Source organism: Paraburkholderia hiiakae, from assembly GCF_904848665.1.
Lineage (GTDB): Bacteria > Pseudomonadota > Gammaproteobacteria > Burkholderiales > Burkholderiaceae > Paraburkholderia > Paraburkholderia hiiakae.
On record NZ_CAJHCQ010000002.1, the window covers coordinates 26,389 to 43,266 of the forward strand.

Below are 16,878 nucleotides of genomic sequence, written 5' to 3' on the forward strand. Positions count from 1 at the left end.
CGGCCTGAGTGGGTTAAAGGGAAGCGTGGAACGTACGCGAGATCACGTCGAGCTGCTGCTCGCGCGTGAGCTTGACGAAGTTCACCGCGTAGCCAGACACCCGGATGGTCAGTTGCGGATACTTCTCCGGATGCTCCATCGCATCGACCAGGGTTTCGCGGTTGAACACGTTCACGTTGACGTGGTGGCCGTGGGCGAGCGTGAACGCGTCGAGGCAGTTCGCAAGATTGCGTCGACGCTCATCGGCGCGGCGCCCGAGCGCGTCCGGCGTGGCCGACGCCGTCCAGGAAATGCCATCTAGCGCGCACTCGTACGGCAGCTTGGCGACCGATGCCCCTGCAGCCACAAAGCCCTTCGTGTCGCGACCATTCATCGGGTTGGCGCCCGGCGCAAACGGTTCGCCTGCCCGACGACCGTCCGGCGTATTGCCCGTCTTCTTGCCGTACACGACGTTCGAGGTGATCGTGAGCACCGACTGGGTAGGCACCGAATCGCGATAGAAGTATGGTTGCGCGGCAATTTTCTTCATGAACGTCTCGGTGAGCCAGACGGCGATCTGGTCAGCACGGTCGTCGTTATTGCCGTACGCGGGATACTCACCTTCGATCACGAAGTCGACCGCAAGCCCGGCCGTGTTGCGCGCGACCTTGACCTTCGCGTGGCGGATTGCGGACAGGCTGTCGGCGGCAACGGACAGCCCGGCGATGCCGCAAGCCATCGTGCGCAGGATGTCGCGGTCATGCAGCGCCATCTCGATGCGCTCGTACGCATACTTGTCGTGCATGTAATGGATCGAATTGAGCGCCTTGACATAGGTTTGCGCGAGCCAGTCCATCATCGGGTCGAACTTCGCAATCACGTCGTCGTAGTCCAGCACATCGCCTTTGATCGGTTCGAAGCCCTCGGCCACCACCTTCCCGCTCACCTCGTCCACACCGCCATTGATCGCATAGAGCAGCGTCTTTGCCAGGTTCGCGCGGGCGCCGAAGAACTGCATCTGCTTGCCGATGCGCATGGCCGACACACAACAGGCGATACCGTAGTCATCGCCCCAGCGCGGACGCATGACGTCATCGTTTTCGTACTGGATCGAGGACGTCTGGATCGACACTTCGGCACAGAAGTCCTTGAATCCTCGCGGCAGCTTTTCGGACCACAACACCGTGAGATTCGGCTCCGGCGCCGCGCCGAGATTGAACAGCGTATGCAGGACGCGGAAGCTCGAACGGGTCACGAGCGTGCGACCGTCCTCGCCCATGCCACCGATTGCCTCGGTTACCCAGGTCGGGTCGCCAGAGAACAACTGATCGTAATCCGGGGTGCGCAGGAAGCGCACGATCCGAAGCTTGATGACGAGGTCGTCGAAGAGTTCCTGGGCGCCCTCTTCGGTCACCAGCCCACGATCCAGGTCACGCTGGATGTAGATGTCGAGGAAGGTCGAGATACGCCCGATCGACATTGCGGCCCCGTTCTGCTCCTTGACCGCGGCGAGATAGCCGAAGTAGAGCCATTGCACTGCCTCGCGCGCAGTGAGCGCCGGCCGCGAGATGTCGTAGCCGTACCGCGCCGCCATCTCCTTGAGCTCTTCGAGTGCGCGGAACTGCTCCGAGAGCTCTTCGCGCGTACGTATCGTCGATTCGTTGAACACCGCGTTATCGAGTTCGTGGAAGGCGCGCTGGCGGTCGCGTTTGAGTGCGTCGATGCCGTAGAGCGCCACACGCCGATAATCCCCGATGATCCGGCCACGACCATAGGCGTCAGGCAGGCCGGTGATGACGCCGGACTTGCGAGCGGCCAGCACATCGGGCGAATAAACGTCGAAGACACCCTGGTTGTGGCTCTTGCGGTAAAGCGTCCATATTTCTTTCACTGCCGGATCGATCTCGAAGCCATAGGCCTCGAGACCCGCTTCGACCATACGCAGGCCGCCATTGGGCATAATCGCGCGCTTCAGGGGCGCGTCGGTCTGCAGCCCCACGATCACTTCGTTGTCCGCATCGATGTATCCCGGCCCATGCGCCGTAATCGACGAAGCACGGTCTGCCGAAACGTCAAGGACACCCTTCTCGCGCTCGGCCTTGAGCAGGACAGCGAGTTTCTCCCACAGCGCCGTCGTGCGCGCCGTCGGACCCGCGAGGAACGACCCGTCACCCTGGTACGGTGTGTAATTACTCTGGATGAAACCGCGCACATCCACGCTGGATTGCCACGGACCCTCAACGAAATCTGCCCAGGGATCAGCCTTGAATTCAACATTAGAGACGACGTTCATCACACAACTCCATCTGGTTCACCGGCACGGCCAGTGCCGCACCCAATTCCTCAATAAGACCTGTCAATCATTTGACAGCTCTGCTCTGTGTCTCCGACCTTGCCTGCACTCCCGCGATTTCGAAATCAGGCCGCCAATCGCTCCGGCTCATGGAGGCCAGTCAGGCGGACCGCGTCACGAGCGATCAGTCCTTCCTCGTCAGTGGGGATCACCCATGCCTGGGGGCCCGTGCCACTGTCGATGCGCCCGCAGACGCCGCCTGCCATGTGCCCGTTTGCCTTTGCGTCGAGCACGAAGCCAAAGACTCGTAGATGCTTGAGCGTCATGTCACGCACGCGCGCCGAGTTCTCGCCAATGCCGCCCGTAAAGACGAGGGCATCAAAACGATGCAGTGACGTGGCGAGCGCTCCGATATACCGTGCGAGCCGATGAACAAAGACGTCGAGCGCGAGGGCCGCGCCTTCGTGACCAGTGTCCGCGGCGAGTTCGAGCGTCCTGCAGTCGCTCGAGAGCTCCGACAGACCGAGGAGTCCTGATTGGCGGTTGAGCAGGCCTTCGACGCCTGTCAGGTCCAGCCCATCCACACGCGCCATATGTGCAGCCGCGCCGACATCAAGATCGCCTGAGCGTGTGCCCATGACGAGCCCCTCAAGCGGCGTGAGCCCCATCGAGGTGTCGCAACTCGCTCCATTACGCACCGCACATACCGACGCCCCATTGCCCAGGTGCGCAATCACGACCCCGTGGTCCTTCGGATCCAGCGCGAGCATTTCGACCGCGCGCTGCGCCACGTAGCGGAAAGACGTGCCGTGAAAACCGTAGCGCCGGATGCCATGTTCACGATAGAAGCGAAACGGAATGGCGTACGTGTAAGCCTCAGGCGGCATGCTCTGGTGAAACGCCGTATCGAACACGGCGACCTGCGCAATCGCGGGGAAGAGTTCGCTACACGAGCGAATGCCAAGCAGGTTTGCGGCGTTGTGCAGCGGCGCGAGCACCGAAACAGCCTCGATATCGGCTATCACGTCGGGCGTGACGAGAACGGACCGGGCGAAGCGCTCACCGCCGTGCACGACGCGGTGGCCGACCGCGGCTACGCGGTGAAGCCAGCCATTGCGCTCGATGTGCGAAAAGATCGCCCGAAGCGCAGTCATGTGACAGTTCCCCGGCAACTCCTCGACGTGCCGCGCCTCGCCCTTGCGGATGATCAGGCGCGCCGGCCCGGTCGTACCCAGCGACTCCGCGAGTCCGGCGAGGAGAGAAGGACCGCCGTCGGCCGGAAGGAGTCTGAATTTCACGGACGACGACCCGCTGTTGACAACGAGTACCAGTGGTTGTTGCGTGCTCATGGCATCGATACCTACGAACTGATCCAGAGTCACACGGGTGTCGCAGAACGCCGCTCTGGTCGACGTACTCCGTTCTCCGCTTGTACAGCGGAGAAACCTCTTCACATCGCACCAGCCGGGCGAGGCTCGATTGCCAAACTGCGGGGCAACACCTCGTCTGACTGGCGCAGGCGGCTACCGGCTCATGCGGAAGTGGTCGCCTTGCCAAGCACCGGGCGCGTCGCCGGGGCCGGCGCCTTGCGGCGCTGGGGTGCCTTTTCGCTCGGCGGACGCAGCATCGTAATGATGACGAGCGAAACCACGCAGAGACCAACGATCCCGAAGAAAGGCCCCTGCAGTCCGCCACCAACCACACCGATAATTGCGCCGGTGAGCGCACTCACCCCGAAGCCCTGATAGATCAACCCGTAGATCTGGTTGACGTTCTTCACGCCAAAGTAGTCACCAACGAGTGCCGGGTACACAGTCAGGCTTCCACCGAAGCTGAACGTGATGGCCGCCATGGCAAGCAGGAACACGCCCTTGCTAAGCGGTACAAAGAGGAGCGTCGACACACCAAGCAGCATCAGGATCAGGCCGAATGCGAGCACAGGCTTGCGTCCGATGCGGTCGGACCCCGGGCCCATGATCAGGCGACCCGCAATATTCGCCAAAGCCATGATCGACACCACTTCCACCGCTTCCGGACGGGTCAGATGCACCAAACGCAGGCCCACGTCCGTTGCGACGCTGATCGAGTAGAGGCCACCCATGCAGGTCGTGAACAGCACCGCGAAGATCAGGTACGCCTGAGGCTTGCGCAAGGCCTCACGAAGGGTGTAGCCCGTGATACTCGAGCCCGGCGTGGATTGCTGCTCAGGGGCACTCGAAATCAGCGGAACAATTGCTACCAGCCCCAGTGCAATCAGCAAACCCCAGTACGTGAAAGCACTGGACACACCGAAATGTGCAATGAGCGCCACGTTGACATACTTGAAGACGAAGCTGCCCAGTCCATACGCGCTGATCGACAGTCCGGAAATCAGCCCCTTACGCTCAGGCATCCAACGGATCATGTTGGTGAGCGTCATCATGTAGCCAACACCGTTGGCAAACCCGACCATGACACCCGCAGTCAGGTATAACTGCATCAGGCTTTCGGCCCGAGAGGCCAGCGCCAGACCTGCACAGAGAAGAAGTGCTGCGCCGAAGAGGGTTTGACGAATACCGAAGGTGCGCTCGAGCCACGCGCAACAGGAGGCCCCAATTGCAAGAAAGAACGTGGTGAATGCAAAGGTGAGCGCGATTTTGGAGAGCGGCCATCCAAACTCGGTGACGAGCGGCTGGTTGAACAGGCTCCACGTGTAGATGGAACCCAGCACAAGCTGTGCAATGAGTGTGCCGGCCAGGACTACCCAGGCACGGCCGGAACTAGAGGTCTGATTCATGGTGTTTCCCTTCCAGGCAGAAGGCGTAATCTTGCGGACCCGGAACATCCGGGCGGTTCGCGCTTTTGACATTGACATGGGTGAGACGATGGGCATGTAATTGCATAGGCATCCTTAGTAATATTCACAACTCCGCAACCCTGATCGCCCGCAATATGACCATATCTACGCGACAGGCGGCGAGCCGGAGTAGCGACGCCGCGCCAGACTTTCCACCACGCTGTCGGAAATTTCGCACGACCGTTTAGTTGACATGTCCACTATATTCCAATCTGTAAGAATTTTGTATGCGACTCCCGGTCGCGTCCGTTCGGAAAATTCGGGACACCTTGAACCGAGGGTGCATAGCAAACCAGCCAATAGCCCTCCCACTCGCCTGCGTGTGAGGGGTTGGCAGCACTTGAAAGAGTCGGGCGACGCAACGCGCCGGGAGCTGATCCGGGCCTGATCGCAAGGAAGAGTCAGACGTCCGGGCAAGGGCGAGCCACTCCCTGCCTGTTTCGCGGCAATTGTCAGTTCAGGCGACGAGGGGTTCGGCGCCCGAAATACGCAGACACGTTAGCAATCCACAAGGGGGACGCCTGGCTGCGCCGGCAGATGAACAGCACGCACCGGTGGATGATCCGGCATGAGGGGAGACAGGGCCCTCGCCGTGCCTGTCGTTGGACGCAGCAGCCTCACTCCCGCCACACGACCGCTTGATCAACCGCATAGAGCCTGCACTGATCGGGACTTTGTTTTTGGCAATTCGCGAGGGCTAAGGCGTTCGGATCGTCTCCTCCCTCCGCCCACGACCATGCACCTGAAGTGGAAATGGCGAACGCACGGTCCGGATACTGCTGCAGAAACGTGCGGTACCCTTCCCGTCCGGCCCGATCGAGGAACGGAACGGCGTCGACCGATTCAACCGCCGCATAGCCGGACGCTTTCGGTGGATCTGGCTGCGCAATGCGGTACTGCACGCGCGTCGGCATGCCCACCTGCCTGAGGAATCCTTCGACGGGCGACCACCACACGAACACCCCATCGCGATCCCCGAGCAGACGATGAGAGTCATTCTTGTAGACGCCCAGGTCGACCATCTTCGCGGCCGCGCCACCCGCAACGTACCGGTCGTACATCCTCACACCGAGGCCAAGCGGGAAGACCGAATCGTTCTGGCCGTACAGCCATAGTGAAGGCACTTTTGTCTTCGCGCCATACGCGCCGAAGGCTCGCGTCAAGTTTCCCTGCCAGTCGGAGCAGGCGTCCTGGCGAAGGCCACCGGAGAAGTTGATCAGGCCCCGCACCCCTGGAGCGGCTTCTACGCCATATGCAATAGTCGCGAGGCCGCCGTGCGAAACACCGGCCACGACCATATGCTGCGCGTCCACGTATGGCTGCCTCGACATAAAAGCGACCGTCGCTGCGACATCTTCGGCCTGTGCCGCCCCGTTGCGCTCGACATCGCACCCGTGTTTCCCGTAGGTGCCGCCCGATTGCGCGAACCCGCGCCGGTTCGGCGCTACGACTACGTAACCGCGGCGTACAAATTCGCGTGCAAGTGGCAGCGGTTCGCTGCGCGCTTGCACGCGTGGATCTCCTTTTATCTTCCCGTGGTTGAAGACGATTAACGGGAATGGCCCTGGACCGTCCGGCCTGTAAATCGTGGTTTGGAGGGAAGCATCGCCGGCGACTGGAATGTGGATGATCTGTTCGTTCAGACCAACAATTGGCAATTCTGCGTCCTCACCGGGTGCACTGTCAGGGGGTGGTGCACTGACAAGCGGGCGCGAGTCCAGCGCTAGTGACGGCTGAGCCTGTACGGCGGGCATCCCAAACGCAAGACACCCGCATACGATTATCCACACCACCCGAATTCGCCAAAAACCCATCTGTTGCACCTGCTTCGATCTGGGGTGCAACAGACGACGCCCTGCGGCAATGTGCCCTGGCATCATCGCTTTCGCACCAAGTTGATAAATCAACTATATTCGCAAATGCGGATTTGGTGGATGCGTCAGTGCGTCGCCAGTTCAGTGAACCGAAGAACGAAAGAGCGGTGCACCCCGCCGTTCATCTGGCCCGCACTGACCTCGTGTCAGACGCTCTGGATGCCGCTTTCTTCCCCCTCCCCTCGCGGGCTACGGTTTAATACGGCCAGCTCTCCGTATGTCACTCATGGCGCGAGCCTGCATGGCTACGCTGGCGCGGCGCGAAGGCAAGCCATGCGCCGAACTGGCGCATGTTCCTGAAGACCTTCGCATCGGGCACTGCGGCAGCCAGCGCGCTGGAAGTTATGGACCAACGTCCAGCAGAAAGCGGCCGGGATCAGGGGGTCGGTGTGGCGCCTGTGGCAACGGGCACGCGGAGCGCGCCTGCGCGGTCGCGCGGCCATCCGCGTGAACGTTCCGCTCGCTTGAGCGGGCCTTCATGCGCAAATGCGTCTGCCAAGCCGTTGACCAGAACGGTCAGTCGCGCAGTGGACCTTCCCCACGACGGCGTCTCTTCGCGCGCCGCATCAGCATATTCATGCCTTCGACGAACGCGGAGAATGCCATTGCCGCGTAGATATAGCCCTTCGGGACGTGCGAGCCGAATCCTTCGGCGATTAACGTCATACCGATCACCAGGAGAAAACTCAAAGCGAGCATCACAATAGTTGGATTGCGGTCGATGAAGCGTGACAACGGACCGGCGGAAAACAGCATCGCCGCAACAGCCACAATCACAGCAACATACATGATTGCCACGTGTTCGGTCATACCGACCGCAGTCACGATGCTATCGATGGAAAACACCAGATCGAGCATCAGGATCTGGACAATGGCTGCCCGTTCGGTGAGTCCGGAAGGCTGGGCGCCGCTCGGGTGATCATCTTCCTCACCCGAGACGTTGTGGTGGATTTCTTTCGTCGCCTTCCAGACAAGAAAGAGCCCCCCGCTTAGCAGAACGAGATCGCGCCAGGAAAAAGCATGACCAAACAGAGAGAGCGCGGGCTGCGTTAAATGCGTAATCCACGCCACGGTGCCAAGCAACGCAAGGCGCATCACGAGGGCCAGGCTGATGCCGATCCGCTGGGCCTTCGCGCGCTGTGCCACCGGCAGCTTGTTGGTGAGAATCGAAATGAAGACGAGGTTGTCGATGCCGAGCACGACTTCCATGACCACAAGCGTCACAAGTGCGGCCCAGGCAGCGGGTTCAGAAATGAGGGTGACGAGGGAGTCCATGCCGATGTATTTCTTCAGGCAGTTGAAAGATCAATATGAGCACGTTGCCCTGCCGACCTAAAATTCATCGTTCTGCTCCCGAAGTGCAGCTTCCGTGCTTTCCGCCTCGCTTTCGCTCCACTTGATCCGACACGATTGGCACACGCCGGCCCTTCATCGTGGCCCGTTGCGGCCCAACGAATGAAAAAGCGAAACATGGGCGACAAACACGAGCATTCGGACTCGTAGATTAAGTGCGCACAATTGGCGGCGCCATCGGACCTTCGTCCGATAGCGCGTCCTCACACGCATCGAAATAGCACCCAAAGCTCGGGACAAACGCATGCGCAATAGGGGGAAAGGATCCTCGCAACCCGCGAGCCGACTATTGATCGTCAACGGGGGCAAGCGGTTCGCCACAGTGCCTGCAATACGCCGCATCCGGGTCGTGACCTTCGGTATGGCATCTTGGACAGGCGCGGGGACGCCGCTGCACTTGTCGCATCGACGTCGCCGCTTCGGCACCCACCATCGCCGCAGGGAAGGCAATTACGCCATACCCGAGCAGAATGGCCAGCGATGTGACGAATTGCCCGAGCGGCGTCTTCGGATGAATGTCACCGTAGCCCGTGGTGGTCATGGTGACCACTGCCCAGTACATGCTGACCGGGATGCTGGTGAACCCGTTCGATGGCCCCTCGACAAGATACATGACTGTGCCGAGCACCACGATCAGAATCAGCACGACACAAAGGAATACCATGATCCTGTGCCGGCTCCTGACGAGTCCGCGCCAGAGAACCTGGGACTCGTCGAAGTAGAGAGGCAGCTTCACGATCCGGAAGATGCGCAGCATGCGCAACAACCTGACGTCGACCAGGACATGGAAGCCAGGCAGGACTACACCCAGATAGGTTGGCAGGATCGACACGAAGTCGACGATACCGAAGAAGCTCAATGCGTAACGCAACGGACGCTCTACGCAGAGGAGCCGAACAATGTATTCGGCGGTGAAGAGTAGCGTGAAGAACCACTCCAGAATATCGAGTACTAATAGCTCACGGGCACGAACGGCTTCGACGCTGTCCAGCATGACGACTGCCACGCTGAGTATGATCGCCGACAGCATCGCGGCATTGAAGCGGCGTGCGGCATCCGTCTCGGCTTCGACTACGATGGCATACATGCGCCGTCGCCAGCCGTGCTCGGGTCTGCCAAAATCGCGTTTAAGCGGGCGAACGACGTTCATTCTGGAAACCGTCAGGACTGTTGGGTCCGGCCACGTTTGCTGATACCGGAACAAGCCACGGTCTGGCCGAAGCCGGCAACCACGTTCAACGGCTAGCGCTAGCTTCGTGCGGCAACGGCCCGCGTGTGGCGCGCGATCATCAACTCCTCGTTGGTCGGAATGACCCATGCGCTCGCCGCGCTGGAGGGGCGACTGATGCGCGGGCCGCCGCTTGCGTTGGCGGTATCGTCGAGTTCGAATCCGAGCCACGCCGAGAGTTGCATCACGCGCTCGCGGATCGGTGAGGCGTGCTCACCAATCCCCGCGGTGAAGATGAGCGCATCGATTCCGCCCATTGCCCCCGCGAGCGATCCGAGTTCTCGCGCGATACGGTACGTGTAGAGCTCGACGGCGAAGCCCGCGTGGGAATCAGCGCTTGCCAGCAGTTCGCGCATGTCGCTCGACACGCCTGAGACCCCCAGCAAACCCGAGCGCCGATAGATGAGATCCTCGATCGACCGCGCGTCCATCTTCAGCGCATCGATCAGATACAACAGAATGCCAGGATCGAGGCTGCCGCAGCGTGTGCCCATCGGCAGCCCCTCCACGGCGGTGAACCCCATCGTGCTCGCCACGCTCTGCCCGTCAACCATCGCGCACATGCTCGCGCCATTGCCCAGGTGCGCCACCACCGTGCGACCGGAGGCGGCGTGGGCGTCAAACTGCGGCAATACGCTCGCAATGTACTCGTACGAAAGGCCGTGAAACCCGTAACGCCGCACGCCGCGCGAGGTGATATCGGGCGGCAGTGCGTATGCCTGGGCCACTTCGGGCTGTCTGCGGTGAAAAGCCGTGTCGAAGCAGGCAACCTGCGCAACGTCGGGGCGCCGTCGCGCAACGATCTCGATCGCCTTCAGGTTATGGGGCTGATGCAGCGGCGCAAGCGGTATCAAAGTCTCGAGCTGGGTGATGACCGTCGGCGTGACGAGCACGGGGGCGTCGAACTGCTGACCGCCATGCACGACACGATGCCCCACAGCCACAAGCTTGTGTCCTCCGCGATGCTCGATGAGGAACTCGCCTATCGCGGCTATCGCGGCTTCATGCCCGATCTCTTTGCCACCGCTCCATTCTTTGGTTGTGACGTGCCCCGTGTCGTCGGTCGCCGTCAGGCGTGGTGTCGTATTCAGCCCTTCGACCTGCCCGTGCAGCAAGGCACGCCCGGACTCACTGCTTTCATCGAACGCGCAGAACTTGACGCTCGACGAGCCGGCGTTCAGAACAAGGACGACATCCGCCATGGCCTCACCCCATAATTTTGGCGTTTTCGCGCCGCGCACGCGCGACGAGCACAGCAACCGCGCACGACGCGAGGCGGCTCAAGACCGAATCGGCGCGGCTGGTAAGAATGATTGGAACGCGCGCACCGAGAACGATGCCGGCAGCGTCCGCCCCTGCGAGAAACGACAGGCTCTTGGCCAGCATATTGCCGGCTTCGAGGTCAGGGACCACCAGCACGTTTGCGCGACCCGCCACTGGTGAGTCAATCTGCTTGATGGTCGCGGCCTGGATGTCGATTGCATTGTCGAGCGCAAGCGGCCCGTCCACGAGCGCGCCCGTGATCTGGCGCCGGTCCACCATCTTGCAGATCGCTGCGGCCTCGATCGTCGACGGTACCTTGGGATTGATCGTCTCCATTGCCGAGAGTATCGCCACCCGGACTTCATCGACCATCAACGCGTGCGCGAGATCGATGGCGTTTTGCACGATATGGACTTTGTCCTCGAGCGTGGGCGCGATATTGATCGCCGCGTCCGTAATGATCAGGGCTTGATCATGGCCCGGCACGTCCATCACGAAGCAGTGGCTGATTCGCCGCGCGGTGCGCATCCCCGCATCGCGCCTCACGACGGCCGCCATCAACTCGTCGGTGTGCAGGCTGCCCTTCATGAGCGCCTCTGCGCGGCCCTCACGCACAAGCCCTACGGCAGCTTCCGCCGCCGCTTCGCTGAACGGCGCGTCGACCACCTCGTAGCCGTCGATTACGATGCCGTGCTCTGCCGCCACCGCCTCGATGCGCGCGCGGGGACCGACGAGGATCGGCGTAATGAGGCCCATTCCTGCCGCCTCGATCGCACCGCCAAGCGAACTGGCATCGCACGGATGCGCGACGGCAACTGGCAGCGGCGGCAATGCCTTGCAGTACTCCAATAGTCGTTCATACCTGGCGTGTGCTTCCATAGCTGGCTCCTGCGACACTGGATCGTGTCAATCGACCGCCTGTTGCGAGCGCTTCTGTTTCAGGGCGTACCCCTCATGACGTGCGGTCACCCTCCAAAAAGCGCTGGCACAACGTTGACAACAAGGATCTTTATGATCGTCATGCCCGGAAAGATCATCGCGTAGCCAATATCGGGCGCATCGGTTGGCGCGAGCTTGTTTGCATACGCGAGAATCGCGGGATTGCCACATGCGCCGGCGACGATCCCGGCTACCTCGTCGTACGGCATCTTGAAGACAAACAGGCCGAGGATCAGAATGGGCAAAACGAGTGTGAGCAGCACGATCGCGCCGAGGCCCAGCATCGTCAGTCCCGTTTGCGACACCGTCGCTGCGAACTTCGGTCCTGAAGCCATGCCAACCTGTGCGAGAAACAGCGTGAGACCGAGGTTGCGCAGCACGATATTGGCGGACAAGGGAATCGTCCAGTTAAGCGGCCCGGTCCGCCGGTAATTCCCAAGCACGAGCGCCGCGATCAGTACACCTGAAAGCCCGAGGGAAACCCTGCCCATGCCGGGCAGAGGAATGACGACAGCGCCCAGCAAGAAGCCGATCGCCATCCCCAGTCCGATTGAGATATAGCTGAATTCAGCCGTCGCCTTGATCGAGTCGCCGAAGAACTGGCGTACCGGTTTGAAGTCGTCGCGATGGGCAAGCAGCCCGACCCGATCGCCCGACTCAAGGACAAGGTCGGGACCGGGCAGCAGATCGGCATCGCCGCGGCGGACGTGAGCCACGATCGACGCCCGTGTAGTGGGCAGATTGATGTCACCCAGCGCGTGGCCGACGACTGTCGCGCGAGACGCAAAAACACGGATGTAGTCGAGGTCCCGCCGGTCCTTGGCAAAACGTCCCGGATCGGGCTCGCCGACCGCGAGTCCCGCCTGATCAAGCATCTCCTTGTTCGGCCCAACCATGAGCAGTACGTCATCTTCCGCGAGCACCGCTTCGGGCGACACCGGCTCGTTATGGTGTGCCCGTCGGAGTGCAACGATCCGCACGCTCGCGGGCAGTGTGGCGGCGAGTTCACCCACGGTCTTCCCGGCAAACTCCGAGTCGTGCAACGTAATCTCCCGCACCTCCATCCTGCCCCCAGCGTTGGACTGGAGCTTCGGCTTCAGCACCATGAAAACGATGTACAGGCACAGAATGGGACCAGCCACACCAAACGGATAAGCCACCGAATAGCCAACCGCGGGATCGTCGCTGGAAAGTCTCGCGATGGCCGCCTGCAGAGTCGGCGTGCTCGTGCCCGAACCCGCGAACAGGCCCAGAGCGTGGCCGATGCTGAGTTCATGCGTCCTTGTGAATAGCAGGCTCACCGCGCCCGAAAGCAACACGCCAATCAAGGCCATCAGGTTGGCCTTTCGGCCGTTCGAACTCTTCAAGCCGAGAAAGAACTGCTTGCCGTATTGCACACCCACTGCGTAGAGAAACAGCGCGAGACCCAACGTACCGACCATCGGGGCGGGCGCGGATTTGGGCGCGAACCATCCTACGGCGAGCGCGACGAAGAGCACCGCGCCCACGCCGAGCGAAAAGCCCTTGATGTTGATTTCCCCGATCAGATAGCCGATCGCGATCGTGAGGAACAGTGCCATGAGCGGCTGCTGTTCGAGCAGAGATTTGATGACATCCATGGGGTCTCCCCTGCGCGGTTAAAAGACCGTCAAACCACGACTTCGGAACTGCCCTCGCACACGCTCGGATAGCTCGGCGTCGGGTGGCTCGACGTTCTCCAGCTTGTAGGGAAGTCCCAATTTATGCCACTTGTCGCGGCCCATTTGATGAAAGCGCAGGATCTCGACCCGCTCGACCGTTTTCAGGCCGCCCACAAAATCCGCCAGTTTCTCCACGTTCCCATAGTCATCGGACAGGCCCGGCACCAGCACGAAGCGGATCCACATTGGCCGGCCGAGTTCCGAAAGACGCCGGGCGTAATCCAGAGTCGGCTGCAACGCGTTATGTGTGATCGTCTTGTAGATTTCAGGGTCACCCGACTTGATGTCGAGCAGATTCAGGTCGATGTAACCCAGATCCTCGTCGGTCATCATCTCGCCGAGGCGTCCCGATGTGTCGATGCAGGTGTGAAGTCCGAGTTGCTTGCATCCCCGGAAGATCTCCATCGTGAACTCGCGCTGCACCATGGGCTCGCCACCGGAGAGGGTCACTCCACCACGGCTGATCTTGAGTACCTGAGCGTATTTCCCAATCTCGCGCAGCGCGCGGGCCACCGTTACCGGGTGGCCGTTATGCTTGTGCCAGGTGTCGGGGTTGTGGCAGTACTGGCAACGAAGGAGGCAACCGGTCAGGAATGCCACAAAGCGTATCCCCGGTCCGTCGACCGTACTGCCAACCTCCCACGAGTGAACGTAACCTACGACGTCTTCGTTCTCAGGAATCTTTCCGACATCATCGGCATAGACCGCGTAGTAGTCGGATACCTTGTTTTCGGCTGCGCCTTCATGTGTGACGCGATACTCGTAGCGGCTACCACTGAGCGACTGACTCATGGCGACGTCCCTCAGAGTGCACCGTGGAATGTCCGGTTAATGACGTCGAGTTGCTGTTCCTTGGTGAGCTTGATGAAGTTCACGGCGTAGCCGGAAACGCGAATCGTCAGTTGTGGATACTTCTCAGGATGTTCCATCGCATCCTGCAGCGTCTCACGGTTAAGAACGTTAATGTTGACGTGGAAGCCACCGCTTGAAAAATAGGCGTCCAGCGCGCCAACGCCGCGTGTGAGGCGTTCGTCCTCCGTGCCCAGCGCCGACGGAACGACAGAAAGCGTCAGCGAGATGCCGTCCTCCGCGTCGTCGTAGGGAATCTTGGCCACGGACATCAGGGCGGCGAGCGCGCCGTGCGTGTCACGGCCATTCGACGGGTTCGCACCTGGGGCAAACGGCTGTCCTTTCTTGCGGCCATCCGGTGTGGTTCCGGTGCCTTTTCCATACACCACATTCGACGTGATGGTAAGAACAGATTGTGTATGCACCGAGTTACGGTAACTTGGATACAGGCGGATCTTGCTCATCATCTTCGAGACCAGCATCTTCGCGATATCGTCGACGCGGTCATCGTTATTGCCGAAGCACGGGAATTCACCTTCAACATTGAAATCGACGATGATTCCGCGCTCATCCCTCACGGGTTTCACCTTTGCGTACTTGATTGCGGAAAGACTGTCGGCTGCATGTGACAGCCCGGCGATTCCGCATGCCAGTGTGCGCAGGATATCCCGGTCGTGGAGCGCCATTTCGATCGACTCGTAGCAGTACTTGTCGTGCATGTAATGAATGACGTTGAGCGCATTCACATACACCTTGGCGAGCCAATCCATCATGGGATCGAGGCGGCTCATCACGTCGTCGAATTCGAGCACATCGGCCGTAACCGGTGCGAGTTGGGGCCCGACCTGCTCGCCACTGAGCTCGTCACGGCCTCCGTTCAATGCATAGAGCAGCGTCTTGGGAAGATTCACCCGCGCACCGAAGAACTGCATCTGCTTGCCGATCCGCATTGCCGACACGCAACATGCAATCGCGCAGTCGTCTCCCCATTTCGGGCGCATCAGATCGTCGGACTCGTACTGGATCGAACTCGTATCGATCGATGTTTTCACCGCGAAACGCTTGAACCCGTCCGGCAGCCGTGGCGACCAGAACACAGTGATATTCGGTTCGGGCGCGGGTCCCAGGTTGTACAGCGTATTCAGGACGCGGAAGGCGGTCTTCGTCACGAGCGTGCGGCCATCCTCCCCCATTCCCCCCTCGACTTCCGTGACCCACACAGGGTCGCCAGAGAAGAGCTGGTTGTACTCCGGCGCGCGCAGAAAGCGCACGATGCGCCATTTGATCACGAGATCGTCGATGATCTCCTGTGCCTGCGATTCGTCGAGCGTACCCTCACGCATATCGCGTTCGAAGTAGATATCCCAAAACGTAGAGAGACGACCCGCCGACATGGCGGCGCCGTTTTGCTGCTTGACCGCGGCGAGGTAGGCGAAATAGGTCCACTGCACCGCCTCGCGAGCATTGGTCGCGGGGCCGGTAATGTCATATCCATAGTTCTTCGCCATCTCCTTCAGCTCATTGAGCGACCGGATTTGTTCAGCCAGCTCCTCGCGCAGGCGAATGACGTCTTCGCTCGAATGGCGTTCGTCGAGTTCCTGCCGTTCCCGCTGCTTGTCCGCGATCAGGAAATCGACACCATAGAGCGCAACGCGACGGTAATCGCCCACGATCCGCCCTCTACCGTATGCGTCAGGCAATCCGGTGACGACATGCGACGCGCGGGCTCGACGGATCTCGGGGGTATAGGCATCGAACACACCGTCGTTATGCGTCTTGCGATACTTTGTGAAGATGTCCACCAGCTTCGGATCGGGCTCGTAACCGTACGACTTGAGGCTTGCCTCGACGACCCGCCATCCACCGAACGGCATGATCGCGCGCTTGAGCGGTGCGTCCGTCTGCAGGCCGACGATTAGTTCGTTTTCCTTGTCGATATAACCCGGGCCGTGCGCGAGAATGCCGGACGGCTCCTGGGACACGTCGAGAATCCCTTTTTCTCGCTCCTGTGCAAGCATCGGCACAAGCTTCTCCCACATGCCCTTTGTGCGTTCGGTCGGGCCCTGCAGGAAAGTGGCGTCCCCCTCGAAAGGCGTGTAGTTGCGCTGGATGAATTCGCGCACATTGACGCGGGTTTGCCAGGCGCCCGGTGTGAAGCCGCGCCACGCGCCCTCCGTGTGCATTTGCGCTAAATCGAAGCCGAACGTGGTATCCATGTGCCGCTCCCAGCCGTGGTGCCCAGCGGACACGAGTGCAGTGGCGCGAGGCGATATGCGAAGCTCCGGCCGTCCCCAACGCAGGTCGGGTACGGCCGGCACCTGTTTGTCAAAGCCCGGGCCAGATGTTTCTCGCCCGGGTCGAGGTTACCCTGCAGCGTGCCGACAAAGCGCAGCACGATTGCAGTGGCAGCACGCGACATTGTTGATAAGCACACCGGTACGGCACATCGATACGGTGATGGACCCGTGGAAGCTCGATAGCAAACTAGTTATTGGTCCCTTGACTACTCGCGTGCCCGGGTTGCACGCAACAGCACCTTCCGGTTCGTGCGTGACGAGGCGCCT

At 60.8% G+C, this 16,878-nt stretch carries 12 protein-coding genes; all 12 read right to left on the reverse strand.

The window, feature by feature from the left end:
* Nucleotides 1–13 precede the first annotated feature (13 nt).
* The gene (pflB, locus tag JMY28_RS04055) at nucleotides 14–2,272 is read right to left on the reverse strand and encodes a formate C-acetyltransferase (protein WP_201694632.1); all 2,259 of its coding nucleotides are present in this window, start codon (nucleotides 2,270–2,272) and stop codon (nucleotides 14–16) included.
* A gap of 125 nt (nucleotides 2,273–2,397) precedes the next feature.
* Complete coding sequence (locus tag JMY28_RS04060) at nucleotides 2,398–3,621, reverse strand: acetate/propionate family kinase (protein WP_201694633.1); 1,224 nt, start codon at nucleotides 3,619–3,621, stop codon at nucleotides 2,398–2,400.
* Between the two features lie 182 nt (nucleotides 3,622–3,803).
* Nucleotides 3,804–5,048: an OFA family MFS transporter gene (locus tag JMY28_RS04065; protein WP_201694634.1), complete on the reverse strand. Its 1,245-nt coding sequence runs from the start codon at nucleotides 5,046–5,048 to the stop codon at nucleotides 3,804–3,806.
* Between the two features lie 677 nt (nucleotides 5,049–5,725).
* Nucleotides 5,726–6,922: a dienelactone hydrolase family protein gene (locus tag JMY28_RS04070; protein WP_201695165.1), complete on the reverse strand. Its 1,197-nt coding sequence runs from the start codon at nucleotides 6,920–6,922 to the stop codon at nucleotides 5,726–5,728.
* A 280-nt stretch (nucleotides 6,923–7,202) separates the two neighbouring features.
* Nucleotides 7,203–7,328: a transposase gene (locus JMY28_RS04075; RefSeq protein ID WP_407945473.1), complete on the reverse strand. Its 126-nt coding sequence runs from the start codon at nucleotides 7,326–7,328 to the stop codon at nucleotides 7,203–7,205.
* A 170-nt stretch (nucleotides 7,329–7,498) separates the two neighbouring features.
* Complete coding sequence (locus tag JMY28_RS04080; protein ID WP_201694636.1) at nucleotides 7,499–8,257, reverse strand: TerC family protein; 759 nt, start codon at nucleotides 8,255–8,257, stop codon at nucleotides 7,499–7,501.
* Nucleotides 8,258–8,621: 364 nt separating this feature from the next.
* Nucleotides 8,622–9,485: an ion transporter gene (locus JMY28_RS04085; protein WP_201694637.1), complete on the reverse strand. Its 864-nt coding sequence runs from the start codon at nucleotides 9,483–9,485 to the stop codon at nucleotides 8,622–8,624.
* A gap of 98 nt (nucleotides 9,486–9,583) precedes the next feature.
* Entirely contained in the window at nucleotides 9,584–10,765 is a 1,182-nt protein-coding gene (locus JMY28_RS04090) for an acetate/propionate family kinase (RefSeq protein WP_201694638.1), read from the reverse strand.
* A gap of 4 nt (nucleotides 10,766–10,769) precedes the next feature.
* Nucleotides 10,770–11,705, reverse strand: coding sequence for a phosphate acetyltransferase (locus JMY28_RS04095; protein WP_201694639.1), 936 nt, complete (start codon nucleotides 11,703–11,705; stop codon nucleotides 10,770–10,772).
* 86 nt (nucleotides 11,706–11,791) lie between these two features.
* Nucleotides 11,792–13,384 (reverse strand): aspartate:alanine exchanger family transporter, encoded by a 1,593-nt coding sequence (locus tag JMY28_RS04100; RefSeq protein WP_201694640.1) that lies wholly within the window; start codon nucleotides 13,382–13,384, stop codon nucleotides 11,792–11,794.
* A gap of 18 nt (nucleotides 13,385–13,402) precedes the next feature.
* Nucleotides 13,403–14,257: a pyruvate formate-lyase-activating protein gene (pflA, locus tag JMY28_RS04105; protein ID WP_201694641.1), complete on the reverse strand. Its 855-nt coding sequence runs from the start codon at nucleotides 14,255–14,257 to the stop codon at nucleotides 13,403–13,405.
* A gap of 11 nt (nucleotides 14,258–14,268) precedes the next feature.
* Nucleotides 14,269–16,530 carry a formate C-acetyltransferase gene (pflB, locus tag JMY28_RS04110; protein WP_328809368.1) on the reverse strand — a complete coding sequence of 754 codons (2,262 nt, stop codon included), beginning with the start codon at nucleotides 16,528–16,530 and terminating at the stop codon, nucleotides 14,269–14,271.
* Nucleotides 16,531–16,878 lie beyond the last annotated feature (348 nt).